This window comes from Actinoplanes palleronii, from assembly GCF_016862315.1.
Lineage (GTDB): Bacteria > Actinomycetota > Actinomycetes > Mycobacteriales > Micromonosporaceae > Actinoplanes > Actinoplanes palleronii.
This window is the reverse complement of record NZ_BOMS01000078.1, coordinates 42328-66989: the sequence shown is the minus strand read 5'-3', so window position 1 is coordinate 66989 and position 24662 is coordinate 42328. Positions and strand designations below refer to the sequence as shown.

Here is a 24662-nt window from a genome sequence, read left to right as displayed (position 1 = left end):
GCGCGCGGTTCACGCGAGCAGCGCTCCGATCGTCCGCAGCCCGTCGACGTCGTGTACGTCGGCGGGCTGCGCCGCGACCACCGTCGTCGGCACCTGGGGGAACGCCTCGGTGAAGGCGGCCGCCACCTTCACCTCCCGCTCGGACTGGCGCAGCAGCCCGGCGTGGATCCGCAGCACGTCCACCGCGACCGGCAGCTCACCGGCGGCGGCCAGCCGGTCCGCGGCGGCCTCGCTCTCCGGCGCCGTGACGCCGGCCGGCTCGGTCTGGTGCATCCGGTTCAGCACCAGCCCGCCCAGCGGCATCCGCTCCGCGACCAGGCGCTCCGCGAAATAGGCCGCCTCCCGGATGGCATCCCGTTCCGGGGCCGCGACGAGCAGGAACGCCGTCTGCGGGTCCTGCAGGATCCGGTACGTCTGGTCGGCGCGCTGCCGGAAACCGCCGAACATCGAGTCGAGTGCCGAGACGAAGCCGGACAGGTCGGTCAGCAGCTGGGCGCCGAGGATCTTCTGCACCGCCCGGGAGAACAGCCCGAACGACGCGGTGACCAGGCTGAACACGCTCCGCCCGCCGCTGCGTGCCGGCGCCACCAGCATCCGCAGCATCCGGCCGTCGAGGAACCGGGAGAGCCGGGCCGGCGCGTCCAGGAAGTCCAGCGCCGAGCGGGACGGCGGGGTGTCCACCACGATCAGGTCCCAGGCGTCGCCGGCCCGCAGCTGGCCCAGCTTCTCCATCGCCATGTACTCCTGCGTGCCGGCGAAGGTCGAGCTCATGGCCTGGTAGAACGGGTTCGCGAAGATCTCCGCGGCGCGCTTCGGGGTGGTGTGCTGCTCGACCACCTCGTCGAAGGTGCGCTTCATGTCCAGCATCATGGCGTGCAGCTCGCCGCCGGACTCGCCGGCCTCGATGTCCTTGACCTGGCGGGGCGTGTTGTCGAGCTCGGTCAGGCCCATCGACTGGGCCAACCGGCGGGCCGGGTCGATGGTGAGCACCACCGTGCGGCGGCCGTGCACCTCAGCGGCACGCAGGCCGAGGGCGGCGGCGGTGGTGGTCTTGCCGACTCCACCGGAGCCGCAGCACACCACGATCCGGATGGCCGGGTCGGCGAGCAGCCCGTCGACGTCGAGCCGTGGAGCGGTCACATCAACCACTTCTCCAGGGTAATGCGTCGTGATCGGACGCGAGGTGATCAAACACTCATCAGTAGTGCGGCGAGGACATCGAGCCCGGCCCGGTTCACACCGTCCGGCAGTTGTGGCAGCTCCAGCATCGGGCGCCGCCGCTCACCCAGCTCGATCCGGAGCGACTCCTCCATCTCCCGCCGGGTCAGGTGCGCCTGCGCCTCGGCGGCCAGCTGGTTGACCGTGGCCGGTGCGGCCGGCAGCCCGGCCGCGACCAGGCCCCGCTTGATCTCCGCCTTGGTCACCTTGCCGGCGGCCAGCAGCGGCGGGCGGGCATTGTTCAGGATGATCCGCCCGACCGGGATGCCCAGGCCGGTCAGCTCCTCGACCGCGTCCAGGGTTTCCTGCACCGGCATCTCCTCCAGCAGCGTGACCACGTGCACCGCGGTGATCGGCGAGCGGAGCAGGGCGGACACCCCGTCGCTCTGCGTCTTGATCGGGCCCATCTTGGCCAGCCGGGCGGTCTCCGCGGTGACGTTCAGGAACCGGCCGATCCGGCCGGTCGGCGGAGCGTCGAGCACCACCGCGTCGTAGACCCGGCGGCCGTCCGCGGATCGGGTGGTGGCCTCCTTGACCTTGCCGGTGAGCAGCACGTCGCGCAGGCCCGGCGCGATGGTGGTGGCGAAGTCGATCGCGCCGACCTTGCGCAGCGCCCGGCCGGCCGCGCCGAGCTTGTAGAACATGTCGAGGTATTCGAGGAGGGCCTCCTCGGGGTCCACCGGCAGGGCGCGGACCTCGCCGCCGCCGCTGGTGGTGGCGATCCGGCGTTCCGTGTACGGCAGCGGGTCGACGCCGAACAGCTGGGCGATGCCCTGCCGGCCCTCCACCTCGACCAGCAGCGTGCGCCGGCCACCGGCGGCCAGGCCCAGCGCCAGGGCGGCCGCGACGCTGGTCTTCCCGGTGCCGCCCTTGCCGGTCACGATGTGCAACCGCTCCGGCCAGTTGCCGCGATGCTCGCCCATGTTCTCCACGTTACGGCGTTCAAAAAAGGGGTTCAGCCGGACACTTCGCAGACCAGCCAGCCACTCTTGCGCACCACGGTGAACTGCAGGTCCTGCGCGGCGGTCTTCTCGTCCTCGGTGGACATCACCACCCGCACCCCGACCTCGGCCTCGCCGTCGGCGTCGCTGGTCACCGCGGGCTCGTCCCAGCGGAACACCGCGCCCTCGTACCCGTCGGCGTACCCGCGGATCTGCTGGACCCGGTCGGCGAGCTTGGTCTCGTCCCGGGACTTGCGGCAGACCAGGTCCTCGGCGGCGCCGGCGTCCTGCTGGGTGTAGACCGCGGTGAGGAACCGGTTGACCGCGGTGGTCGGGTCCGGCGAGCCGGGGTTGTCGGAGTCGCGCAGCAGGAAGTACGCCGAGGCCGCACCGCCGCCGCAGAGCGCGACGGTGGCCACCAGCGCCAGCGAGACGAAGACCGACGAGCGGCGTGCGGACCGCCGGCCGGTGCGGATCGGCGCCGGCACTCCGGACTCCGGGCCGCCGTGGCCGCTCACCCAGATCGGCTCGGACTCCGGCGCCTGCACCTCGGCCGGTGGCGAGTGTTCCCAGGCCAGGTGCTCCGGTGGTGGGTGCTGCCACTCGCCGGGCTTCTCGTGCTGTGCGTGCCACGGGCCGTCCGGCGGGGGCTGCTGCCAGCTCTCGGCCGGCTCGTCGAACTGGTAGCCGTGCAGCTCGGTGAAGTGCTCCCCGGCGTACACCTGGGGGGTTTCCATGGTCAGGTCCTGCGGGATCACCGGGTGTTCCGCGGTCGCCGTCATCGGCGCCTGCTCCGGCACCGAGTGCCGTCCGCCGGGCAGGCCCAGGTGCGGCGGCTCCGGGATCGGGACCGGCTCGCTCGGCGGGACCGGCGACGGCGGCGCGGGTTCGGGTGACGGTGACGGCTCCGGGTGGCCGGGCTGCCCCGGCGATAGCTGGGTCACATCACCCTCCGCGATGGCTTGTGCGCGTTCCGTGTGATTCCCGCTCAGCCTAGCCAACCAGCCGGAACGCCGGGTCCTAAGCTGTCCCGGTACCCGACTAAGGAGTGTCCGAGCCATGCAGAAGTGGGAGTACGTGACCGTGCCCCTGCTGGTCCACGCGACCAAGCAGATCCTCGACAACTGGGGCGAGGACGGCTGGGAGCTGGTCCAGGTGGTGCCGGGACCGAACCCGGACAATCTGATCGCCTACATGAAGCGCGAAAAAGCATGACGACGCCGATCGCCGGTGAGGGCGGTGTCGACGCGTACGCGAAACTGGCCGAAATGGGCCTGACCCTGCCGACCGTGGTCCCGCCGCTGGCGTCCTACGTGCCGGCCGTGCAGTCCGGCAACTACGTGTACGTCTCCGGTCAGCTGCCGTTCGTCGACGGCAAGCTGCCGCAGACCGGCAAGGTGGGCGCCGAGGTGACCGCCGAGCAGGCCGCCGACCTGGCCCGGATCTGCGCCATCAACGCGCTGGCCGCGATCGACTCGCTGGTCGGCCTCGGCCGGCTCGTGAAGATCGTCAAGGTGACCGGGTTCGTGGCGTCCGCGCCGGGCTTCACCGGTCAGCCGGCCGTGGTCAACGGCGCCTCGAACCTGTTCGGCGACGTGCTCGGCGAGCAGGGCCGGCACGCCCGGAGCGCCGTCGGCGTCTCCGAGCTGCCGCTGGGCACGCCGGTGGAGGTAGAGGTCATCGCGGAAGTGGCGTGATCAGCCGGTTCGGTCGGGTTTGATCACCGAAGGTGACCGGAACGGACATCGTGTCTCCGCTCACATGGGAATCGCGACGTACGATTCTCGGCATGGGGGGTGCTGATCCCGCGTCGGCCGAGGTCGACCGGCTGCCGGGTTGGGTGTCGTTGTTACGCGCTCCCAACCCGGGCCCGATGACTCTCGACGGCACGAACACCTGGATCCTGCGGGCTCCGGGTGCGGAGTACGCGACGGTGATCGACCCCGGCCCGCTCGACGAGGCGCATCTGCGCCGGATCGCGGAGCTGGGTCCGTACCAGTTCATCCTGATCACTCACGGTCATCACGATCATGTCGAGGGCGCCGAGCGGCTCTCCGAGCTGCTCGGCGGCACCGCCGTGCTCGCCGTCGACCCGGCGCACTGCCGCAACGGTGAGCCGCTGGACCCACGGGAGAGCCTCGGCGGGAACGGGCTCGAAATACACGTCCTGGACACTCCAGGGCACACCGGTGACTCGGTGTGCTTCCTCGTCGAGTGTGGGAACGAGCGCGTGGTGTTCACCGGCGACACGATCCTCGGCTGCGGGACCACGGTGGTGGCCGCGCCGGATGGGAGCCTGAGCGACTATCTCACCAGCCTCGAACTGCTCCGGTCGTACGAAGAAGTCCTGATGCTGCCCGGACACGGGCCGGCCCGGACCGATACCGGCGCCCTGGCCCAGGAATATCTGGACCACCGCAGGGAGCGACTGGCGCAGGTCGCGGCGGCGATGGCGGCCGGGGCCGAGACACCGGAAGCGGTGGTCGACGTGGTCTATCCGGACATCGACCCGCGTGTGCGGTTCGCCGCCGAGTGGTCGGCGGCGGCCCAGATCGACCACCTCAGACGGGAATCAGCGGCGAGGGCCGACGGTTTGGATCGGCTGTGACCTGCCCCGTGTGCGGCACCGTCGCGGTTCCCGGTGCCCGTTTCTGCCATCACTGCGGCTCCGCGCTGCCCACTGCCGCCTCGTTGCCGGCCGCGGAGCGCCGGAACGTCACCGTGCTCTTCGGCGACCTCTCCGATTTCACCTCCTGGTCGGAGGACCTCGACCCGGAACGCGTCGGCGCGGTCACCGACCGGGTGCTGGCCGCGCTGGCCGGCGCGGTGAAGACGTTCGGCGGGCACGTCGACAAGCTGACCGGCGACGGGATCATGGGGGTCTTCGGCGCGCCGGTGGCGCACGAGGACGACGCCGAGCGCGCGGTCCGGGCGGCCCTGAGCATGCAGCGGGCGGTCCGCCGGGTGCTCGACGACGAACGCGGCGGCGGCGCACCGCTCGGCCTGCGGGTCGGGCTGAACACCGGCGAGGTGGTCGCCGGTCTGCAGGCCGGCATCGAATACACGGTCATCGGCGACACGGTGAACACCGCCGCCCGGCTGGCCGACGCGGCCGCCGTCGGCACGGTCTACGCCGGCGAGCGGACCAGCGGCGGGACCCGGCACGTCGCCTCCTGGCGGCAGCTGCGGCCGCTGCGACTCAAGGGCAAACGCGAACCGGTGCCGACCTACGAGCTGCTCGGCCTGCACGACGCGCCGGGCACCCGGTCCGGCCTGGGCGACGAGGCGCCGTTCGTGGGACGCGAGGCCGAGCTGGGCCGGCTCTCCGGACGGCTGGCCGAGGCGATCGACTCGGGCACACCCCGGGTGCTGGTGATGACCGCCGAGGCCGGTATCGGCAAGTCCCGGTTCGCCGGCGAGGTGAAACGGCTCGCCGCGGGCTACGAGGTGGGCACCGGGCCGTACGCCGGGCACGGCGCCCGGGTGCTGCGGGTGCGCTGCCGCGCGTTCGGCGAACGACGCCGCTACGCGCCGCTGGCCGACCTGGTCCGCAAGGCGGCCGGCCTGCCCAAGGACGTGATCAGCTCGGTCGGCCGGACGGTCGTCGAGGAACGGCTCCGCAAGGTCGCCCAGCGGCTCGGCGTCACCCTCGACATCGACCGGCTGCTGGTGCTGCTCGGGTACGGCGACGCACCGGTCACCACGGGTGGCCCGGTCGCGCCCGCCGACTGGCCGCGCAGCGCCAAGCGGGTGGACGCCGAGGCCATCTCGATCGCGGTCGCCGACCTGCTGAACGCGATGACCGCGACCACCCCGCTGATGGTGATCGTGGATGACCTGCACGACGCCACCGCCACCACCGTCGACGCGCTGGGCAGCACCCTGTCCCGGCTGGAGGGCCCGGTGGTGGTGCTCCTGCTCGGCCGCCCGGAGCTGGTCCGGACCGCGGGCGCGCTGACCCGGCTCGCCGACGCCGAGGTGCACACCCTGCCGCCGCTGCGCGGTGCGGACGCGTCGCGGTTGCTCACGTCGTACCTCAGTGGCGGGAAACTGCCGCAGCCGGACAGCGATCGACTGCTCGCCACCGCGCAGGGCAACGCGTTCTACCTGGCCGAGATGGTCACCCTGCTGATGGAGCGGGGCGCGCTGACCCCGGCGGTGGGTGCGAACGCGGCCGGCAAGTGGCAGCTCGCGGCCGGCTCGCTGGGTCGTACCCTGCTCTCCCGGGACCTGGCCGCGGTGCTCGCGGCGCGGATCGACGCGCTGGCCGCCGAGCCGCGGTCGGTGCTGCGGGACGCCTCGGTCGCCGGGACGACCGTGTCGACAGGTGTGCTGGAGGCGCTGCAGGAGCGCCGGGCGCCGGGCGTCGACCTCGAACCGGCCGTCGAGGAGCTGCTGCAACGCCGCATGATCCACCGCAGCCGGGGTGGCTTCCAGTTCAGCACCCCGCTGATGCGCGAGGCGGCCTACTCCGGCATCGGCAAGGCCGACCTGGCCGAGCGGCACGCCTACCTGGCGACCTGGGCCGCGCCGGAGACGGTCGGCCGGCACGGCGACGGCGCCACCCGGCTGAACCTGAGCGACAACGAGCGGGACGCGTTCGTGGCCACCCACGCCGAGGCCGCGATCGACCTGGCCGACGCGGTCCGGCTGCGCCCGGACGCCCCGGCCCGCGAGGTCGGTGCGCTGGCCGTGGCCGCGCTGGGCCGGATGGCCCGGCGCGCACTGGCCAACATCGAACCGGCCGCCGCCATCGAGTACGCGGAACGCGCGACCCCGCTGGCCGGCGGCGACCTGCCGCTGCCCGACCAATTGGTGCTGGCCCGGGCGCTGCTGCGGCTGGGCCGGGCCGAGGAGGCGCTGGCACACGGCGAGAAGATCACCAAGAACGCCGTCGACGACCCGGTCTGCCGGGCCGAGTCGATGATCGTGGTGGGCCGGGCGCACGAGGCGCTCGGCGACAGCGGCCGCGCGGTGGCCGCCTGGCAGGAAGCGCTCGAGGTGGCCACCGAGGCGCAGCTGCTGCCGGAGCGGGCCAACGCGATGCGCCGGCTCGGGATGGCCGACTTCCTCAACGGGCGGCTGAGCCAGGCGAGCAGCCGGTTCGCCGCGGCGTATCAGGTGACGCTCGCGGCCGGCGACCGGCACGGGCAGGCCTGGGCGCTGCAGAACCTCGCCTGGGTGACCACCACCCGGGGCGATTTCGCCGGCACCGACGCGGTGCTGGGCCGGGCCGCGCGGCTCTTCGCCGAGCTCGGTGACCCGGTCGGGCGGTCCTGGCTGCGGGGCACCACAGCGTTCGCCCGGCTGCTGGCCGGCCGGCTGCACGAGGCCCGGCGGCTGGCCCGGATCTTCCTGCCGTTCGGCGACCGGGTCGGTGAGGGCTGGGCGGTCGGCACGCTGCGGGTGGTCGAGGCGTACGCCGCGGCCGAGCTCGGTGACCTGGGCGCGGCCGACAGTCAGGCGCGCCGGGCCTACCGGGAGTTCCAGGAGGTCTCCGACGACTGGGGTTGCGGGCTGGCCATGGTGGTGCGCGGCGCCATCGCGCGCGGGGTCGGCGAGTTCGACCACGCGGCCGACCTGCTCGCCGACGCGCTCTGGTACGCCGACCGCACCGGTCACCCGCTGTTGCTCGGGATGGCCGGGACCCTGCACGGTTTCGTCGCGCTGCAACGCGGTGACCTGGCCACCGCCGAGGCCGACGCCCGCCGGGTGATGACCGCGGTCGAGCCGCACAACGCCCTGGCGCCGGCGCAGGTCGGGCCGCGGGTGCTGCTCGCCGAGGCGCGGACCCGGGCGGGTGACGCGGCCACCGCGATCGGGTTGCTGGCGCCGATCGCGAGTGACACGTCGTCGCTGTCGCTGCTGTTCTCCCGGCGGCACGCGCTGGCGTCGTACGCGTCCGCCCTGCTCGCCGAGGGCCGGGTGGAGTCCGCGCTGACCTGGATCGAGCGGGCCAAGGTGGCGCCGGCCGAGGACGTACGCAGTGGAGTGATCTCCGCCATGGTCCGGGCCCGGGTGCTGGCCGCCGCGGACCGGTGCGTGGAGGCCCGTGCGGCGGCCGACGAAGCGGTCCGACTGGCGCATTCGACCGAGCAGACGAGTGAGCGGGCGGCGGCCGCGGAGCTCCGGGACACCCTCGCGGTGACCGAGGTGGAACCCGCTCCGGCGGAAACTGTCGCGTACGCGTCTGACCTGCCGGGATGATCTACCCCGGCTCTGGCGTATTTTCTAAGCCGTGACGGACACACCGCCAGGCGCCCTGCCCGTGCCCTATGTTCCGGGCATGTCCGGCTTGTCGGTCATGGCCCGGGGTGGCTATGCCACCGTGTACCGGGCCATGCAGGACTCCGTCGGGCGCGAGGTCGCCATCAAGATGGAAAATCGCACCCTGGACAACGCCCGGGACCAAGCTCGATTCCTCCGCGAGGCCCGTGCCGCCGGCCGGATGTCCTCGCATCCCCACGTCGTCGATCTCTTCGACGTGGGCGTGACCGTCGACCAGCACCCGTACCTGATCATGGAGCTCTGCGACGGGTCGTACCTGGACCGGATGCGGATCCAGCCGCTGAGCCCGGCCGAGGCCCGCGACGTCGGGGTGAAGATCGCCGACGCGCTGGTGCACACACACGCCAACGGGGTGCTGCACCGCGACGTGAAACCGGCGAACATCCTGTATTCGCAGTTCAACCAGGCGGTGCTCGCCGACTTCGGGCTGGCCGTGCTGGGCGAGATGCGGGACTCGTCGGTGACCCTGGAGGTGCTGACGCCGGCGTACGCGCCACCGGAGATGTTCCGGCACGAGCCGCCGTCCGGTGCCGCCGACGTCTACTCGCTCTGCGCCACCCTCTACGCGGTGATGAGCGGGCGCCCGCCGCGCTGGCCCACCGACCGCAGCCCCAGCCTGGTCACCCTGATGGACCTGTTCACCCAGCCGCTCGACAACCTGCCCGGCGTGCCGCGCGCGCTGATCGAGGTGCTGCGCCACGGCATGGACAACGACCAGAAGTCCCGCCCGTCCGCCCAGGAGCTGCTGAACACCCTCAGCAACCTGCACCTCGACCCGAACGCGCCGCCGCCGTCACCGACCGTCTACCGCTCCAACTCGACCTTCGTGCCGCCGCGCCCGCGACCGATAGCGCCCAGCACACCAACCCAGGACGACGAGACCCCGACGGTCCACACTCAAGGCCGCAGGTCCGGTTTCTTCAGCAAGTGGTTCAGCTGGTAAACCCCTATTTGGTACGAATGGGGAGCGCTCGTCCGTAGGCTACGAGCCACGTCCCGCCCGTGAGGCCGCCGCGAGACCGTGACCGCTCCCGGCCGCCGCGCGCCTCACGGTCCCGGCTGGTCCTCAGGGGTGTCTCCGCGACGCGGAGACACCCCTGAGAGCCAGCCAAAGTCTGGGGGCGCGGCCGGGCCGTGAGTGGCGCGGTCTTGCGCGAGACCATCACGGGACTCGGCTTGTAGCCTACGGACGGGCGCTCGGTATTCGTACTATATGGGGTTGAAAGCGGACTCTGGCACCCGCTACCTCAAGCGGAAAGCGGTCCGGAAATGCTTACTCGGGGTCGAGGACGGCTAGGAGTTCGCCGGTGTCCACCTCGGCACCGGGGTGAACCGGGAGTGAGGCGACCACGCCGGCCGACGGGGCGTGCACCGGGTGTTCCAGCTTCATCGCCTCGAGGGTGAGCAGCAGCTCACCGGCACGAACGCGCTGGCCCGGCACCACCAGGACGCGCCGCACCGCGCCCGGCAGCGGCGCGATCAGCGAGCTCTCGGCGGCCTCCGGCGCGGGCAGCGGGAAGCGCGAGATCTCACGGAGCGTCACCGAACCTTCGGGGCTGTCCACGTACGAGACGTCGCCGACCCGGTGCACCAGGACCGCGAGGCGGATGCCCTGGACGTTGAGCACCACCCGGTCCCGGCTGGCCGAGACCACCACGATCGGTGGGTGCTCGTCCACCGGGGCCTGACCGAGACCGGCCAGATCCAGCTCCTCCGGGTCGACCGGGCGGACCCACCAGCCGGCCAGCTCGCCGTGCCGGTTCATCCGGTAGCCGACCTCCACCGGACCGGTCGGGCCGTCGTAGACCGCGGTCTGCGAGCCGGACGGCACGTTGCGCCAGCCGGACGGCAAGGTGCTCAGCACCGGCGCGCTGGCCCGCCGGTCGGCGGCCCCGGCCAGCGCCGAGGCCAGGCAGGACAGCCGGACCGCGTCCACCGAGGAGAGCAGCGGGGCGAACACCTCGGGATGCCGGTCCAGGAAACCGGTGTCGATGTCGCCGGCCCGGAACGAGTGGTGCCGCAGCGTACGGACCAGCAGGTCCCGGTTGGTGACCACGCCGTGCAGCTGTGCCCGGGCCAGCGCCGAGGCCAGCATCCGGGCGGCCTCCTGCCGGGACGGCGCCCAGGCGATCAGCTTGGCCAGCATCGGGTCGTAGTGCATGCCGGTCACCGAGCCGTCCGCGACACCGGAGTCCAGGCGCAGGCCGGGCTGCGGCAGCGGGCGGAACGAGCCGGCCACGTCGGGCACCGAGAACCGGTGCAGGGTCCCGGCGCTGGGCAGCCAGGCGTACGCCGGATCCTCCGCGCAGATCCGCACCTCGATGGCGTGCCCGCGGATCGGCGGCGGACCGGGCATCGGCAGGCTGCCACCCTCGGCGATCAGCAGCTGCAGCCGGACCAGGTCGTAGCCGGAGGTGCACTCGGTGACCGCGTGATCGGTCTGCAGGGTCGGGGTGAGCTCCAGGAACCAGAAGTCGCCGTCCGCGTCGAGCAGGAACTCGACCGCGCCGGCGCCGACGAAGCCGAGCGCCCGGACCGCGACGATGGCCGCCCGGCACAGGTCCTCGCGCAGCGCGGCGTCCACCGCCGGCGACGGGGTCTCCTCGACGATCTTCTGGTACCGCCGCTGCACCGAGCACTCGCGCTCGCCGAACGGCACCACCGCGCCCATCGCGTCGGCCAGGATCGGCACCTCGATGTGCCGGACGTTGCCGACGTACGGCTCGCAGAACACGTCGCCGTCCACCTCGCGCCGGATCGAGGCGACCGCCTCGGCCAGCGTCGCGGCGTCCCGGACCACCCGCATGCCGGCGCCACCGATGCCGGCGTCCGGCTTGATCAGCACCGGGAACCCGGGCACCGTCGCCGGGTCGGTGAAGGACGGCAGGACCGGCACCTTCGCCTCGGCGACCAGCTTCTTCGTCTCGGTCTTGCGGTGCAGGGTACGCAGTGTCGCGGCCGGCGGCCCGACCCAGATCATCCCGGCGTCGACGACCGCGGCGGCGAACTCCGGGTCCTCGGCGAGGATCCCGTTGCCCGGGTGCACGGCGTTCGCGCCGGCCCGCTTGGCGGCGGCGATCAGCGCGTGCTGCTCCAGGTACGTCGCGGCCGTCGTGCTGCCCTCCAGGTGCACGGCGTAGTCGGCCTCGTTGACGTGCGGCGCGTCGGTGTCGACGTCCGAGTAGACGGCGACCGTCTCGATGCCGACCAGGCGGCAGGTGGCGAACACCCGGCGGGCGATCTCACCACGGTCGGCCACCAAGAGTCGTCGGATCACTGGTCTACCTTTCAAGGTCGGAACACACCGACGTGTTCGGCGCCGGCCACAGCGGCGCTGTGCACCGCGGAGAGGCAGAGGCCGAGGACGGTACGAGTGTCCCGGGGGTCGATGACGCCGTCGTCGGCCGCGGCGTGTTCCGCCGGGGGACGCGGCCAGCTGAACTGGAAGCGTGGTTCGTCGGCGCGGGCCGGTGTGCCACCGGGTTCCGGGCCGATCGTGAGTACCAGGTGCGGGACCGTGGACTTGGCCACGGCGTGCACCAGTGGGGCGTCGTGGCGTACGTCGGCGTCACCGTCACCGTCGTCGTCACTGCCGGACAGCTCGCCGGGGTGCCGCAGGAAAATCACCGGGGTGGCCGTGGCGTTGGCGAGCTGCAGGAAGTGCACCGCCTTCTGGGATTCGTCCGGTGAGAGCCAGACGCCGGGGCTGCACAGCACCCCGATCGGGTAACCGTGCAGCTCACCCCAGCCGGCCACCAGCACGCTGTCCGGTCCCGGCTTGAACTCGTCGAAGTCGGAGCCGTCCAGGAACCTGGCCAGCACCTCGCGCGGGTCTAAGCCGGCCGGGTCGGCGGCGGCGAGGCTGAGCAGCGCCTCCGAGTCGTACCGGGGCTCCGGCGGGCGGCTGGTCCGCGGCGGCGGGCCCTGCTTGCGCCAGTTGAACCGGCGTACGCACTGGCGGGCCAGCCGCAGCCCGTCCCGTTCGTCCTCGGCGAGCTGGTCGGCGGGTCCGGCGGGTCCGGCCGGCACCACCGGGGTGGCCCGCACCTCGACGCCGGAGCGCTGCGGGTGGATGGTGAGCACCTTGGCGTGCCCGCGCACCACGATCGTGTAGTCCGACAGGGCCGGCAGGTACGCCGCGTCGCCGCTGGTGGCGCCGAAGACCACGCAGACGGTCGGCACCCGGTCGGCGGTGAGCCGGCTCAGCTCGCGGGCGATGCTCCCGGCCGGTGCCGCAGCGCCTGTCGACTCGACCAGGTTCACCAGCGGCAGCCGGTTCTCCGAGGCGATCCGGGCCGCCCGGCGGATCTTCTCCGCGGTGTACGGATTGACCGCGCCCCCGTCCACCGTGGGGTCATTGGCGATCACCACGCACTCGACGTCCTCGACCACGCCGATACCGGTGACCACGCTCGCGCCGACCGGGAACTCCGAGCCCCAGGCCGCCACCGGTGACAGCTCCAGGAACGGGCTGTCCTGGTCGAGCAGCATCTCGATACGTTCCCGGGGCAGCAGCTTGCCGCGGGCGTGATGACGGGTCACCCACTTCTCGCCGCCGCCGGCCCGTGCCTCGTCGAGGGCTGCCTCCAGCACGGCGAGTCGCTGCAGGGTGATGCTGCGCCCCTCCAGGTAGGCGGGGTCGCGCGGGTCCAGCGTGGTGCCGAGCACGGTCATGTCGTGACCCCGATGCTCGCTACGCCCCTACCTGCGTTCAAATCCGCGCCCTTCCCTGTTCACGCCGGTGCCTCTCGGCCACCTCCGTAACGAGTGGCCGTGCGGGCGCGACACGGACCGGACCATGGTGGCCCGGTCACTGGAAAGAGTGGATCAAGCACGTTTGAGGGGCTGTCCCGCAGGACAGCCCCTATGAACGTGGTGCAGCGTAGGGTCAGACGCGTGCGCGCCGGGCAAGCCGCTCGGGATCGAGGATGATCACGCTCTTGCCGTCCAGGCGCAGCCAGGCCCGGGACGCGAAGTCGGCCAGCGCCTTGTTGACCGTCTCCCGCGAGGCGCCGACCAGTTGGGCCAGCTCCTCCTGGGTGAGGTCGTGCGTGACGCGCAGCACACCACCGTCACGGGTGCCGAATCGACCGGCCATCTGCAGCAGGTTCTTCGCCACCCGGCCGGGCACGTCCGTGAAGATCAGGTCGGCCAGGGCATCGTTGGTCCGACGCAGCCGACGGGCCAGGACCCGTAGCAGCTGTTCGGCGATCTCCGGCCGGTTGTTGAGCCACGGGCGCAACGACGACTTCTTCAGCCGGGCCAGCCGGCTGTCGGTCACCGCAGTGGCCGTAGCGGTCCGCGGACCCGGGTCGAACAGTGAGAGTTCGCCGAGCATGTCGGACGGACCCATGATGGAGACAAGATTCTGCCGACCGTCCGCCGCGCGGCGACCGAGCTTGATCTTTCCGGACAGAACGATATACAGGCTGTCGCCGGCCTCGCCCTCGTTGAAGACCACGTCGCCCTTACGGACTTCGATCGTGTCCATCTCCTTGGCGAGCGCCTCTGCGGCTTCCGGGTCAACGCCCTGGAAGATCCCGCTGCGCGCCAGTACCTCATCCATCGCCGCACCTCCGAAACGCGCAACGTCTGCGCTCGATCAGTCTAGGCGCACGCGGGCGGGAAACGGGCGGCCACCCCTTGATCCAGATACTGGACGGTAACAAAGTCCGCCGAGACCGCCGGTGATTATTCGTCGGTCCGGACATATCCAGACGGGCCTTTCGTCGGTCGCTCCCGCTTGCGAGCCGACGGTATCGTCCCGATCGATGAATTCGCACCCCCGGTCCCACCGCCAGCGAAGTTCTGGGCGTTTGGCCTTGAATGTCACCCTTGTCCTCGCCGCCGTGATCGGCGTGGGTCTCGGCGGCGTCGCCCTGGCCAACCGGGGGAGCAGCAAAGCCCCGGACTGGCAGAGCCCGGTCGCCGGCGCCACCGCCTCCGGATCCACGGTCAACAAGCCGGAATCGGCCACTGTCCCGTCGATCACGCTGTCCGCCACCGGCGACATCATGATGTCCAGCGCGCCGAACGGGCTCCCGCCGAACAACGGCGAGGGCTTCTTCGACCCGGTTCGCAAGAGCCTCGCGTCCGACCTGGTGATGGGCAACCTGGAACAGCCGCTCAGCGGGGACACCGGCGCGTCCAAGTGCGGCTCGCCACCCCAGCCCAACTGCTTCGCGTTCCGCTCACCGCCGTCCTACGCCAAGCACCTCGCCGACGGCGGCTTCCAGCTGCTCAACACGGCGAACAACCACGCGAAGGACTTCGGCTCGGCCGGTTACCGCAACACGATCGAGGCTCTCGAGGGCGCCGGGCTCAAATACACCGGTGCCGAAGACCAGGTCACGATCGTGGAGACGAAGGGCGTCAAGGTCGCGGTGATCGGCTTTTCACCGTACGCCGGAGCCAACAACCTGAACGACCTCACCCACGCGCGCCAGATCGTGAAGCAGGCCAAGGGCACGGCCGACCTCGTGGTGATCCAGGTGCACATGGGCGCGGAGGGTTCGACGAAGAACCACGTCAAGCCGGGCACCGAGAACTTCTTCGGGGAGAACCGGGGTGACCCGATCAAGTTCAGTCACGCGGTGATCGACGCCGGGGCCGACGTGGTCATCGGGCACGGTCCGCACGTGCTGCGGGGCATGGAGTTCTACAAGGGCAAGCTGATCGCGTACAGCCTGGGTAACTTCGCCGGCGGTGGGCACACGCTCTCCAAGGACGGCATCCTGAAATACGCCGGGATCCTCCGGGTGACCCTGACCAAGAACGGCAAGTACGCCGGCGGGAAGTTCCTCTCCACCTATCTCAACGGCGACGGGCTGCCCACCCGGGACGCCACCAACGAGCGCGGCCGGGGCCTGGTCAAGGACCTGACCTCGGCGGACTTCCCGAAGACCGGTGCCACGATCGGCGACGACGGAACGATCAAGCCGTCCGCGTGACCGACAGGGTGTGCGGCTCGACGTACTCTTTACCGGTGACTCGTCCCCGCACCGCCCCCGCCGACCCCGGGCCGGCCGTGCAGGCGGGGCCCGGTCCCGCCCCATCCGGCGCCGCGCCGTCCGGTTCTGCACAGTCCGGCCGCGCGCAGTCCGGCCGCGCGCAGTCCGTTCTCGAGCGGTCGATGAGGCGCTTCGCGCGCGAGACCCCGATCGGCTTGAAGCGCCGGGCCCGCAAGACCGCCCGGCTGCTCGCCGAGACGCACCCGGACGCGCACTGCGAGCTCGACTTCAGCACACCGCTCGAGCTGGCGGTGGCGACGATCCTCTCCGCGCAGACCACCGACGTCCGGGTCAACCAGGTCACCCCGCGGCTGTTCCTGAAATACCGATCGGCCGCCGACTACGCCGCTGCCGACCGGGCCGAGATGGAGGAGATCCTCCGGCCCACCGGCTTCTTCCGGGCGAAGACCGACTCGCTGCTCAAGCTCGGCGCGCTGCTGGAGGAGAAGCACGGCGGCGTGCTCCCGGACAAGCTCGACGAGCTGGTCGCGCTGCCCGGCATCGGGCGCAAGACCGCCAACGTGGTGCTGGGCAACGCGTTCGGGGTCCCGGGGATCACCGTCGACACCCACTTCCGGCGGCTCACCAACCGGTTCGGCTGGGTGCACGAGGACGACCCCGTCAAGATCGAGTTCCTGGTCGCCGACCTGATCGAGAAACGCGACTGGACCATGCTGTCGCACCGGGTGATCTTCCATGGGCGGCGGGTGTGCCACTCGCGCAAGCCGGCCTGCGGGGCGTGCACGCTGGCGGCGGTCTGCCCGTCGTACGGGACCGGCCCGACCGAGGCGGCCCCGGCGGCGAAACTGCTCAAGGGCCCGCGAGCCCGTGACCTGGCGGTGGCCGCCGGTGTCGACCCCGAGCTGGTGCCGGCCGGTGCGGCCCTCGCGGCGGAGGAACCGTGAGGAGGTTCCTTCCCACGGTGGCGGCCCTGGTGCTGCTCGCCGGGTGCACGAGCGGTGCTTCCGGTGACTCGGTCGAGGCTGCCTCCTCGACGCCCTCGCCGTTCGCGGCCTGCTCAACCCCGGTCCCTTCGGCCGCTGTCTCACCGGGCGCCGCTTCGCCGGCTGCCGCTTCGCCGGGCGTCGCTGCGCTGCAGGGGCTCTCGATCGGCTGCTTCACCGGGGACAGCCCGGTCGACCTCGGCGCCCTGCGCGGGCCCGCCGTGATCAACATCTGGGCGTCCTTCTGCGGGCCGTGCCGCACCGAGCTGCCGGTCGTCCAGAAGCTCGCCGACAAGACCACGGGCCGGCTGACCGTGCTCGGAGTGGACAGCGGCGACCGCTGGGAGGCGGCCGCCTCGTTCGGCGCCGACCACGGAGTCAGCATCCCCACGCTGTTCGACCAGGACAGGAAGCTGGCCGGGGCGGTCGGCGCGATCAGCCTGCCCAGCACGATCTTCATCGACGCGAACGGGAAGATGTACCTGCACCGGTACTCGATGGACGCCGCCGACCTGAGCGACCTGCTGCTCGAGCACACCGGCCTGCGGGTCGAGCTATGAGCCGAGGTGTGCTGCTGGACCAGCCGGGGAGCCTCCCGTCCTGGTTCGAGCCACTTCTGACCCGGGTCGAGAGCTGCCGCACCGAAGACTTCAGCACGCTGCGCCGACCGGCCGGCACCGCCGGACGCTCCAGCGCGGTCCTGGTGCTGCTCGGCGAGAGCCCGCCGTCGGCGGACACCCCGGGCGGCCCCGACCTGCTGATCCTGCAGCGGGCCGCGACCATGCGGAACCACGCCGGTCAGCCCGCCTTCCCCGGCGGCGCCACCGACCCGGAGGACGCCGACACCGTCGCCACCGCGCTGCGCGAGGCGAACGAGGAGGTCGGCCTGAACCCGGCCAGTGCCGAGGTGCTGGCCCTGCTCCCCGAGCTGTGGATCCCGGTCAGCGGGTTCTCGGTCACCCCGGTGCTGGCCTGGTGGCGTGCCCCGCACGAGGTCCATCCCCGGCAGGTCACCGAGGTCGCGCATGTGGCGAGACTCCCGATCAGTGAACTCGCCGACCCGGAAAACCGTATCCGGGTGCGACACCCGAGCGGTTGGATCGGCCCGGCCTTCCAGGTCCGCGGTCTGCTCGTCTGGGGTTTCACCGCGGGGGTGATCTCGGTTCTGCTGGACATGGCGGGCTGGGCGCAGCCGTGGGAACCGGGTCGCATCGTGGAACTGCCCGACGCCGCGGCCCCGGTGCCGGCGGCGCGCGGCGGTGCACCCGACGAGGTGGTGCCGTGACGTGCGCCTGACTTCTATGTTGAGTGAGTGCCAGTGGTCGATGTCATCCTGATCGTGCTGATGCTGCTCTTCGCGATCAGCGGCTACCGCCAGGGCTTCGTGATCGGGGCGCTCTCGCTCGGCGGCTTCTTCAGCGGAGTCCTGATCGGCCTGCAACTCGGCCCCTTGCTGGCGAAACAGTTCGCCGACGGCACGGTCCGCCTGGTCGTCGCGCTCGCGGTGATCCTCGCGCTGGCCGTGCTCGGGCAGACCCTGGCCGGGTGGCTCGGGGCCAGCCTGCGGCGGGCCATCTTCAACCGGCCGCTGCAGCACCTCGACGACGCCGGCGGCGCCGTCGTCTCGGTGGTCGCGGTGCTGCTGGCCGCCTGGCTGGTCGCCGTGCCGATGGGGTCGACCCCGTTCCCCGAGATCAACAAGGCGGTTCGCAGCAGCGCGATCCTCGGCGGGATCAACGGGCTGATGCCCGACCAGGCGCAGGCGCTCTCCTCGGCGCTGCGGGAGACCCTGGACACCAACGGCTTCCCGGACGTGTTCGGCGGGCTCACCCGCACCCAGGCCAAGGAGGTCGCCGAGCCGGATCCTGCGCTGCGCGGCTCCAAGATCGTGGCTACCTCGAAGAAGTCGGTGCTCAAGGTGCTCGGCGCCGCGCCGAGCTGCTCCCGGCGGATCGAGGGAACCGGTTTTGTGTACGCGAACGAGCGGGTGATGACGAACGCCCACGTGGTCGCCGGCACCCGTGAGGTCGTGGTGGAGACGTCGCGCGGGCAGCTCGAGGGCACCGTGGTGGTCTACGACCCGAAACGGGACCTCGCCGTGATCCGGGTGCCGGGGCTGACCGCGCCGGTCATGCCGTTCGTCAGCAAGGCCGCCGGGAGCGGGGCCAGCGCGATCGTGCTGGGCTACCCGCAGGACGGGCCGTACAACGCGCAGTCCGCCCGGGTGCGTGACGTCGGCGACATCACCGGCCCGGACATCTACGAGTCGGGTGACGTGACCCGGGAGATCTACACGATCAAGTCCCTGGTCCGCAGCGGCAACTCGGGTGGTCCGCTGATCTCACCGGCCGGCGACGTCCTCGGCGTGATCTTCGCGGCGGCGGCGGACGACAAGAACGTCGGTTTCGCCCTGACCGCGGCCGAAGCCGCCCCGGTCGCCAAGCTGGGCCGCGAGAGCACCCGAGGCGTCAAAACCGGCGAGTGCGCCTAACCCAGCGTGTGAAGTTGTGGTGCGGAGCGCGCCGAAAGTCCCCACGCACGGTGTGGAGCCACCGAGTGTGTGAAGTTGTGGTGCGGAGCGCGCCGTAAGTTCACACGCACGGTGTGGAGCCACCGAGTGTGTGAAGTTGTGGTGCGGAGCGCGCCGTAAGTCCCCACGCACGAGGGGTGACCGTGCCCACCCGCGGACGTCGCCCCGGAGGGCTTCGCGTTCTGGACGCGCCAGCGGCCAGCGAAGCCCGCAGGGGTCCCGGCGGGAGCGGCGATCTGTACCCCGGCGGACGCACGACCAAAAGATTTTGATCTGACGAAGAAAGCTAGCCGGCCGTCCTGGCGAAGCGGCGGATCGTGATGGCGCCGGCCAGGGCCGAGATCGCGAACAGGGCGATCGCGATCCACCGGGCGTGGCTCGTGCCGGCCGGGCGGGCCTCGGCCGGAGCGGCCCAGCCTCCGGCGTTGGTGCCCGGCACCACGGCGGCGTCGCTGGTCGGGTCGGCGTCCTCGCGCGGCGCGGACTGCGCCTCACCCGGCGCCGGCGCGCTGCCGAACCGGGCGACCCCGGCCGGCGGCGTGTTGTCCAGCGGGTTGGTCCGCACCTCGGGAACGTCCGCGGTGAGCGCGCCGGTCGGGTCGACCATGCCGAACCCGAACTGGTCGTCGCGGCCCGGCGTGCCCCGGTCCTTGGCGGTCCGGATGACCCGGTTGATCACCTCGCCGGCGGACATGTCCGGCCAGCGGGAGCGGATCAGTGCGACGGTGCCGCTCACCATCGGTGCGGCGAAGCTCGTGCCCTGCACCTTCCAGTAGCCGCCCGGCTTCGCACCGACCAGGTCGGCGGCCGGCGCCGTGACCACGGTCTCCTTGCCGGTGATCGAACCGGTCCAGAGGTCGGTGCCGTTGCGGTCCATGCCGGCCACGGCGAGCACGCCCGGCTCGCGGGCCGGATACCAGACTCCGCGGGCGCTCGACGTCGCGCTGACGTTGCCGGTGCAGGCGACCACGACCACGTCCTTGGCGAACGCGTAGTCCAGGGCGGCGGCCAGCGCGGGGCTGTTCGCGCTGCCGCCGAGCGACAGGTTCACCACCCGGGCGCCGTGGTCGACGGCCCAGCGCAGGCCCTTCGCCACGATCAGCGCGTCGTCGTAGCGGTTCGCCTCGTTCAGCACCCGGACCGGCAGGATCTTGGCTTTCGGGGCGATGCCCACCACGCCGGTCTTGTCGTCGTTGCGGCCGGCGATGATGCCGGAGACCGTGGTGCCGTGGCCGACCGGATCGCTGTCGCCGTCGCCGTTGCTGTCCACCAGGTCGAGCCCGGGCAGCACCTGGCCCTCCAGGTCGACGTGGTGCGCGTCGACGCCTGAGTCGATCACCGCGACGGTCACACCGGCGCCGTCGGAGTAGGTCCACGCGTCGGCCAGGTCGAGCGTCTGCAGCTGCCACTCGTCGGCCCGGACCGAGTCCTGACCCGCGGCGCCCGGCTCGGTCACCGGCTCGACGAGCGTGGTCCCCTCGATCACCTCATCGGTCACACCCGGCTCAGCCAGCGCGGGGCCGGCGAAGCCCAGCGGCCCGGCGGCGAGGCCCAGCGGCCCGGCCGCGAAAACCAGCGGATCGGCGGCGAAGGCGGGTGCGGCTGCGGGACCCATCACGAGGAATCCGGCCAGAGCCGCTGCGCCGAGCCGGCGTGCGGTCAGCAACGGAAGCCGCCGAAGGGTGCACGACACCGCGGCCGTAGCGGCCGGAAGGTTGTGCTCACTCTGGTCACGGGTCGGCGTCGCCATTCTGATGATGGTCAGTCGATGGGGGGAGATTACTCCGAAACCATGGCGTGTCGCTGCGGTCCGGGGTCTCTAATCGCACTGAGAGTCTGTCCGCACTTCGGTTTCCGGATAGGCCAGCTGGATCAGACGAATTCCCTCACGCCGAGTGATCAGTCGGCCACGCCCCGGTGGTAGTCGCTCCGGTCGTACCGTGCCGATCAGCGGGCCCTCCTCGGGTGGCCCGGACATCACCAGCCCAGGCGCGGAGAGCTCCCGCAGCCGCTGGATCACCGGCTCGTAGAGTGCCCGGCTCGCGCCGCCGGCCCGCCGGGTCAGCACCAGGTGCAGCCCGACGTCCCGGGCCTGCGGGAGGTGTTCGAGCAGCGGGGTCAGCGGGTTGACCGGTCCGGCGGCGACCAGGTCGTAGTCGTCGACCAGGACGAACAGCTCCGGGCCGGTCCACCACGAACGGTCCCGCAGCTGTCTCGCGGTGACCTCCGGGCCGGGCAGCCGGCGCTCCATGTAGCCGGCCACCGACTCCATCAGCTCCAGCGTCGGCTGGCTCTGCATGCCGTACCCGATCCGGTGCTCGGTCTCCGGCAGGTCGATCAGGCTGCGGCGGTAGTCGACCAGGATGATCCGTGCCTGTTCCGGGCTGAACCGGCTGGTCACCGACGTGGCTAGGGCGTGGAGGAAGGACGACTTGCCGCACTCGGCGTCGCCGAACAGCAGGAAGTGCGGGTCGGTGGCGAAATCCACGGTCACCGGCGCCAGGTCCGCTTCGGCCAGGCCGATCGGCAGGTGCAGGCCGCTGCCGGTCCCGGCGATCTTCTGGTACGGCACGAGCGCCGGCAACAACCGCACCCGCGGCGCAGCCTCACCACCCCACGCCCCGGCCACCGCCTCGACCAGCGCGGCGGTGTCACCCAGCGAGCTGACCTCGGGCCGGGCGGTGAGCAGGTGCAGCCACTGACCCTTCAGCGCCGGGTGCTCGATCACACCCCGCCCGGGCTGCTGCTCCGGCACGGTGATCGCGGCCCGGCGCCCGACGTACGAGTCCGCCGTGTCACCCAGCCGCAACTCCACCCGGGAGCCGAACAGGTCCCGTACGGCCGGCCGGAAATCCATCCACCGGGACGCGCTGGCCACCAGGTGGACGCCGTAGGAGAGCCCGCGCGTCGCCAGGTCGGTGAGCACCGGCTCGAGCTCCTCGAAGTCGGTACGCACCGTCGCCCACCCGTCCACCACCAGGAACACGTCGGCACCGGCCCGGGCGGTGCGGAAGTCGGTGATCGAGCCGGCGAACGTCCGTTCCCGCTCGGCCAGCACGGTCACCATCTCGCCCACCGTCCGGCGCACGCCCTCCGCCTCCAGCCGCCCGAACACCCCGCCCACGTGCGGCAGGTCGCGCAGCCCGCCGAGCGAGCCACCCCCGAAGTCCAGGCAGTACACCCGCACCTCGGCCGGGGTGTGCGCCAGCGCCAGCCCGCAGATCAGCGTGCGCAGCGCCGTCGACTTGCCGCTGAGCGTGCCGCCGACCACCGCCACGTGCCCGGCCGACCCGGCGAGCTGCAGCCACAGCACGTCCCGCAGCTGCTCGCGGGGCTTGTCGACGAGCGCGAGCGGCACCTGCAGGGCGCCGTGCAGCGCCGGGTTGGCGCAGGTCAGCCCGCGCTCCTCGGTGCGTACCGGCGGGCCGAGCAGGTCGTCGAGGCCGGCCGGCCGGTCCAGCGGCGGCAGCCACACCCGGTGGGCCGGCGGTCCCTGCCCGGCCAGCCGGCCGACCAGCACGTCGAGCAGGGTGGGCGCGTCCGCCGGGGCCTCGACCGGCGCGGGTGCGGGCGCCGCCATCGTCCGGGTCGTGTAGGGCACCACCCGCACCTCGACGGCCCCGCCGTCCCGGACGCCCGGCCGGCGCAGCTTGCCGGACACGAACGACCCCCGGAACCGGGTCAGCGGCTCGGCGCCGAACTTGAGGTACGCGTGCCCGGGCGCACTCGGCAGCTCGCTCGCGTCCGGCACGCCGAGCACCACGCGCGACTCCAGACCGCTGAACGTCTTCAACCCGATCCGGTACGACAGGTGGGTGTCCAGCCCGCGCAGCCGCCCCTCCTCCAGCCGCTGACTGGCCAGCAGCAGGTGTACGCCGAGCGAGCGCCCCAGCCGCCCGATCTGCAGGAACATCTCGATGAAGTCCGGCTTGTGCTGCAGCAGCTCGGCGAACTCGTCGCAGATCACGAGCAGTGACGGCAGCGGTGGCAGCGCCGCGCCGGCCGCCCGGGCCCGGTCGTAGTCCGGCAGGCCGGCGAAGTTGCCGGCCCGGCGCAGCAGCTCCTGCCGCCGGATCAGCTCGCCGTCGATCGCCTCCGCCATCCGGTCGACGAGCGGCAGCTCGTCACTCAGGTTGGTGATCAGCGCGGCGGTGTGCGGCAGCCGGTCCAGCGAGGCGAACGTGGCACCGCCCTTGAAGTCGATCAGCACGAAGTTCAGCGACTCCGAGGAGTGCGTGCCGGCCAGGGCCAGCACCAGGGTGCGCAGCAGCTCGGACTTGCCCGACCCGGTGGCGCCGATCAGCAGGCCGTGCGGGCCCATCCCGCCCTGCGCGGACTCCTTCAGGTCCAGCTCGACCGGCAGGCCCTCCGGGGTCACCCCGATCGGCACCCGCAGCCGGTCCCGCCCGGCCCGCGGCCGCCACCCGTCGGCCGGCCGGAAACTCTCCGGGTCGCCGAGGCCGAGCAGCTCGGTGAACCCGGTCTCGACCGGCGCCGGCACGCCGGTGGGATCGGCCGACGTGCGACCGGCCAGGCGCAGCGGCGTCAACCGGCGGGCGATCGCCTCGGCGGCGGTCACCGGCAGGCCGTCCGCCCGGCCGGCCTCGGCTTCCAGGTCCAGGGTGGCGGTGTGCAGGGCGCCGGTCCGGTCCACGGCCAGCGCCAGGGTGGCCCGGTCGATCAGCCGGGGTGGCGGGGTGTCCAGGTCCAGCACGGTCACGCCGTCCAGGCCGTCGTTCCGGTCGTTCGCCGGGAGCGGGCCGGCGCCGTCCCGGACGATGACCACGTGTGGCGTGGCGGCGCCGTCCGGGTGGAACCGCGCCCGGCCGGCGAGCACGTCGCCGAGCAGCGCGTCCAGCTCGGTGTCGGCGCCGGCGACCAGGCGCAGCGGCCCGAGCGCGTCGGCGCGTTCCGGGTGCAGGCCGTGCGGCAGCCACTTCACCCACTCCCAGTCCGGGCGCCGGTCCGGGCCGGCGCAGACCGCGATCAGCAGGTCGTCCGGCGGGTGGAAGACCGCGAGCTGGACGAGCGCGGCCCGGGCCAGGGACCGGGCCGGCTCGCCACCGCGCAGGTGCACCCGGGCGAACCCGCGCAGCGACATGGCCACCGGCAGGTCCGGGACCACGGAATACGCGTCGAGAAACCGTCGCAGCGCGCCCGCGGCCATCGGCTCCAGCTCGTGCAGCGGGCGGGTGGCCGGCGGCAGCAGCGGGGTGGCCAGGGTCTGCGGGCCGAGCCCGACCCGGACCACACCGAAGTCCGGATCGTCCGGCCGGCGCTCCCAGACCCGGTGGCTGGCGACCGTCGACCAGAGCCGGGACGGGTCGGGATGGCGGTAGAGCAGCCCGGTCCGCTGCCGCCGCACGGTCTCCCGGGCCCGGCGGCGCAACCCGGCGAGGTGGCGCAGGTACTCCCGCCGGGCGGCGGCCAGCTCGGCCCGGCGGGGTGCGTTCGCCGCACCGAACGACGTGGTCAGCACGGCCAGCGCGGAAACCCCGAAAAGGCCACCGATGACGTACGAATAAGCACCGCCCCGGCCCTGCCCCATCATCATCGCCATGGCCACCGTGCCACCCAGCATCGGCAGCACCATCAGCGCCTGCTGCCAGCGTCCACCGGCCTGGGCCGGCACCTCGGGCGGCGGCTCGATCGGCAGCTCACCGGCCGGGATCTCGGGCGCCGGCCGCCGTTCGGCCCGCTTGATCACCACAGTTCCCATCGCCGCGCCCTC

Annotated in this window: 18 protein-coding genes; 10 read left to right on the top strand and 8 right to left on the bottom strand. The window is 72.3% G+C overall.

Annotation, left to right across the window (positions count from 1 at the left end; translation table 11 throughout):
• Nucleotides 1–9 precede the first annotated feature (9 nt).
• Genes bagB through Apa02nite_RS25870 form a run of 3 tightly spaced genes read right to left on the bottom strand, consistent with a single transcriptional unit; the run spans nt 10 to nt 3103 of the window.
• Nucleotides 10–1149: an ArsA family ATPase gene (gene bagB, locus Apa02nite_RS25880; protein WP_067699080.1), complete on the bottom strand. Its 1140-nt coding sequence runs from the start codon at nt 1147–1149 to the stop codon at nt 10–12.
• A gap of 38 nt (nt 1150–1187) precedes the next feature.
• Nucleotides 1188–2141 carry an ATPase BagA gene (gene bagA, locus Apa02nite_RS25875; RefSeq protein WP_203827278.1) on the bottom strand — a complete coding sequence of 318 codons (954 nt, stop codon included), beginning with the start codon at nt 2139–2141 and terminating at the stop codon, nt 1188–1190.
• Between the two features lie 32 nt (nt 2142–2173).
• Nucleotides 2174–3103: an Rv0361 family membrane protein gene (locus tag Apa02nite_RS25870; protein WP_203827277.1), complete on the bottom strand. Its 930-nt coding sequence runs from the start codon at nt 3101–3103 to the stop codon at nt 2174–2176.
• A 115-nt stretch (nt 3104–3218) separates the two neighbouring features.
• Here Apa02nite_RS25870 and sp36 point away from each other — a divergent pair, with 115 nt between their 5' ends.
• The 5 genes from sp36 (at nt 3219) to Apa02nite_RS25845 (ending at nt 9390) form a co-directional block, all read left to right on the top strand.
• Nucleotides 3219–3374 (top strand): Sp36 family protein, encoded by a 156-nt coding sequence (gene sp36, locus Apa02nite_RS25865; protein WP_157441733.1) that lies wholly within the window; start codon nt 3219–3221, stop codon nt 3372–3374.
• Complete coding sequence (locus Apa02nite_RS25860; RefSeq protein ID WP_203827276.1) at nt 3371–3856, top strand: RidA family protein; 486 nt, start codon at nt 3371–3373, stop codon at nt 3854–3856. Before sp36 ends, Apa02nite_RS25860 begins: the two co-directional genes overlap by 4 nt.
• A gap of 92 nt (nt 3857–3948) precedes the next feature.
• Entirely contained in the window at nt 3949–4767 is an 819-nt protein-coding gene (locus Apa02nite_RS25855) for an MBL fold metallo-hydrolase (RefSeq protein ID WP_203827275.1), read from the top strand.
• A complete protein-coding gene (locus tag Apa02nite_RS25850) occupies nt 4764–8366 on the top strand; it encodes an adenylate/guanylate cyclase domain-containing protein (protein ID WP_203827274.1) in 3603 nt (1200 codons plus the stop codon). Before Apa02nite_RS25855 ends, Apa02nite_RS25850 begins: the two co-directional genes overlap by 4 nt.
• 31 nt (nt 8367–8397) lie before the next feature.
• On the top strand, nt 8398–9390 hold the full coding sequence (locus tag Apa02nite_RS25845) for a serine/threonine-protein kinase (protein ID WP_067699092.1): 993 nt from the start codon (nt 8398–8400) through the stop codon (nt 9388–9390).
• Between the two features lie 330 nt (nt 9391–9720).
• Here Apa02nite_RS25845 and Apa02nite_RS25840 read toward each other — a convergent pair whose 3' ends face one another.
• The 3 genes from Apa02nite_RS25840 to Apa02nite_RS25830 all read right to left on the bottom strand — a co-directional run bounded on the left by Apa02nite_RS25840 (nt 9721) and on the right by Apa02nite_RS25830 (nt 14013).
• A complete protein-coding gene (locus Apa02nite_RS25840) occupies nt 9721–11724 on the bottom strand; it encodes an acetyl/propionyl/methylcrotonyl-CoA carboxylase subunit alpha (RefSeq protein ID WP_067699094.1) in 2004 nt (667 codons plus the stop codon).
• Nucleotides 11725–11735: 11 nt separating this feature from the next.
• A complete protein-coding gene (locus tag Apa02nite_RS25835) occupies nt 11736–13121 on the bottom strand; it encodes a carboxyl transferase domain-containing protein (protein WP_203827273.1) in 1386 nt (461 codons plus the stop codon).
• A 214-nt stretch (nt 13122–13335) separates the two neighbouring features.
• The gene (locus Apa02nite_RS25830; protein ID WP_014447921.1) at nt 13336–14013 is read right to left on the bottom strand and encodes a Crp/Fnr family transcriptional regulator; all 678 of its coding nucleotides are present in this window, start codon (nt 14011–14013) and stop codon (nt 13336–13338) included.
• Between the two features lie 205 nt (nt 14014–14218).
• Here Apa02nite_RS25830 and Apa02nite_RS25825 point away from each other — a divergent pair, with 205 nt between their 5' ends.
• The 5 genes from Apa02nite_RS25825 to Apa02nite_RS25805 all read left to right on the top strand — a co-directional run bounded on the left by Apa02nite_RS25825 (nt 14219) and on the right by Apa02nite_RS25805 (nt 18892).
• A complete protein-coding gene (locus Apa02nite_RS25825; protein ID WP_203827272.1) occupies nt 14219–15397 on the top strand; it encodes a CapA family protein in 1179 nt (392 codons plus the stop codon).
• Between the two features lie 182 nt (nt 15398–15579).
• Nucleotides 15580–16362, top strand: a complete 783-nt coding sequence (gene nth, locus Apa02nite_RS25820) for an endonuclease III (protein WP_203827271.1) — start codon at nt 15580–15582, stop codon at nt 16360–16362.
• Entirely contained in the window at nt 16359–16961 is a 603-nt protein-coding gene (locus Apa02nite_RS25815; protein ID WP_203827270.1) for a TlpA family protein disulfide reductase, read from the top strand. The genes nth and Apa02nite_RS25815 overlap by 4 nt, the downstream gene beginning before the upstream one ends.
• Nucleotides 16958–17686, top strand: a complete 729-nt coding sequence (locus Apa02nite_RS25810; protein WP_203827269.1) for an NUDIX hydrolase — start codon at nt 16958–16960, stop codon at nt 17684–17686. Before Apa02nite_RS25815 ends, Apa02nite_RS25810 begins: the two co-directional genes overlap by 4 nt.
• 27 nt (nt 17687–17713) lie before the next feature.
• Nucleotides 17714–18892 (top strand): MarP family serine protease, encoded by a 1179-nt coding sequence (locus tag Apa02nite_RS25805; protein ID WP_203827268.1) that lies wholly within the window; start codon nt 17714–17716, stop codon nt 18890–18892.
• Nucleotides 18893–19217: 325 nt separating this feature from the next.
• Here Apa02nite_RS25805 and mycP read toward each other — a convergent pair whose 3' ends face one another.
• Nucleotides 19218–20546 (bottom strand): type VII secretion-associated serine protease mycosin, encoded by a 1329-nt coding sequence (gene mycP, locus Apa02nite_RS25800; RefSeq protein ID WP_373873061.1) that lies wholly within the window; start codon nt 20544–20546, stop codon nt 19218–19220.
• A 204-nt stretch (nt 20547–20750) separates the two neighbouring features.
• Nucleotides 20751–24650: a type VII secretion protein EccCa gene (eccCa, locus tag Apa02nite_RS25795; RefSeq protein WP_203827266.1), complete on the bottom strand. Its 3900-nt coding sequence runs from the start codon at nt 24648–24650 to the stop codon at nt 20751–20753.
• Nucleotides 24651–24662 lie beyond the last annotated feature (12 nt).

Excerpts from the sequence above, each read along its gene's own strand:
- bagA (WP_203827278.1), bottom strand. The coding sequence starts at position 2,141 with ATGGGCGAGCATCGCGGCAACTGGCCGGAGCGGTTGCACATCGTGACC.
- sp36 (WP_157441733.1), top strand. The coding sequence starts at position 3,219 with ATGCAGAAGTGGGAGTACGTGACCGTGCCCCTGCTGGTCCACGCGACC.
- Apa02nite_RS25860 (WP_203827276.1), top strand. The coding sequence starts at position 3,371 with ATGACGACGCCGATCGCCGGTGAGGGCGGTGTCGACGCGTACGCGAAA.
- Apa02nite_RS25855 (WP_203827275.1), top strand. The coding sequence starts at position 3,949 with ATGGGGGGTGCTGATCCCGCGTCGGCCGAGGTCGACCGGCTGCCGGGT.
- Apa02nite_RS25835 (WP_203827273.1), bottom strand. The coding sequence starts at position 13,121 with ATGACCGTGCTCGGCACCACGCTGGACCCGCGCGACCCCGCCTACCTG.
- Apa02nite_RS25830 (WP_014447921.1), bottom strand. The coding sequence starts at position 14,013 with ATGGATGAGGTACTGGCGCGCAGCGGGATCTTCCAGGGCGTTGACCCG.
- Apa02nite_RS25825 (WP_203827272.1), top strand. The coding sequence starts at position 14,219 with ATGAATTCGCACCCCCGGTCCCACCGCCAGCGAAGTTCTGGGCGTTTG.
- nth (WP_203827271.1), top strand. The coding sequence starts at position 15,580 with ATGAGGCGCTTCGCGCGCGAGACCCCGATCGGCTTGAAGCGCCGGGCC.
- Apa02nite_RS25810 (WP_203827269.1), top strand. The coding sequence starts at position 16,958 with ATGAGCCGAGGTGTGCTGCTGGACCAGCCGGGGAGCCTCCCGTCCTGG.
- mycP (WP_373873061.1), bottom strand. The coding sequence starts at position 20,546 with ATGGGTCCCGCAGCCGCACCCGCCTTCGCCGCCGATCCGCTGGTTTTC.
- eccCa (WP_203827266.1), bottom strand. The coding sequence starts at position 24,650 with ATGGGAACTGTGGTGATCAAGCGGGCCGAACGGCGGCCGGCGCCCGAG.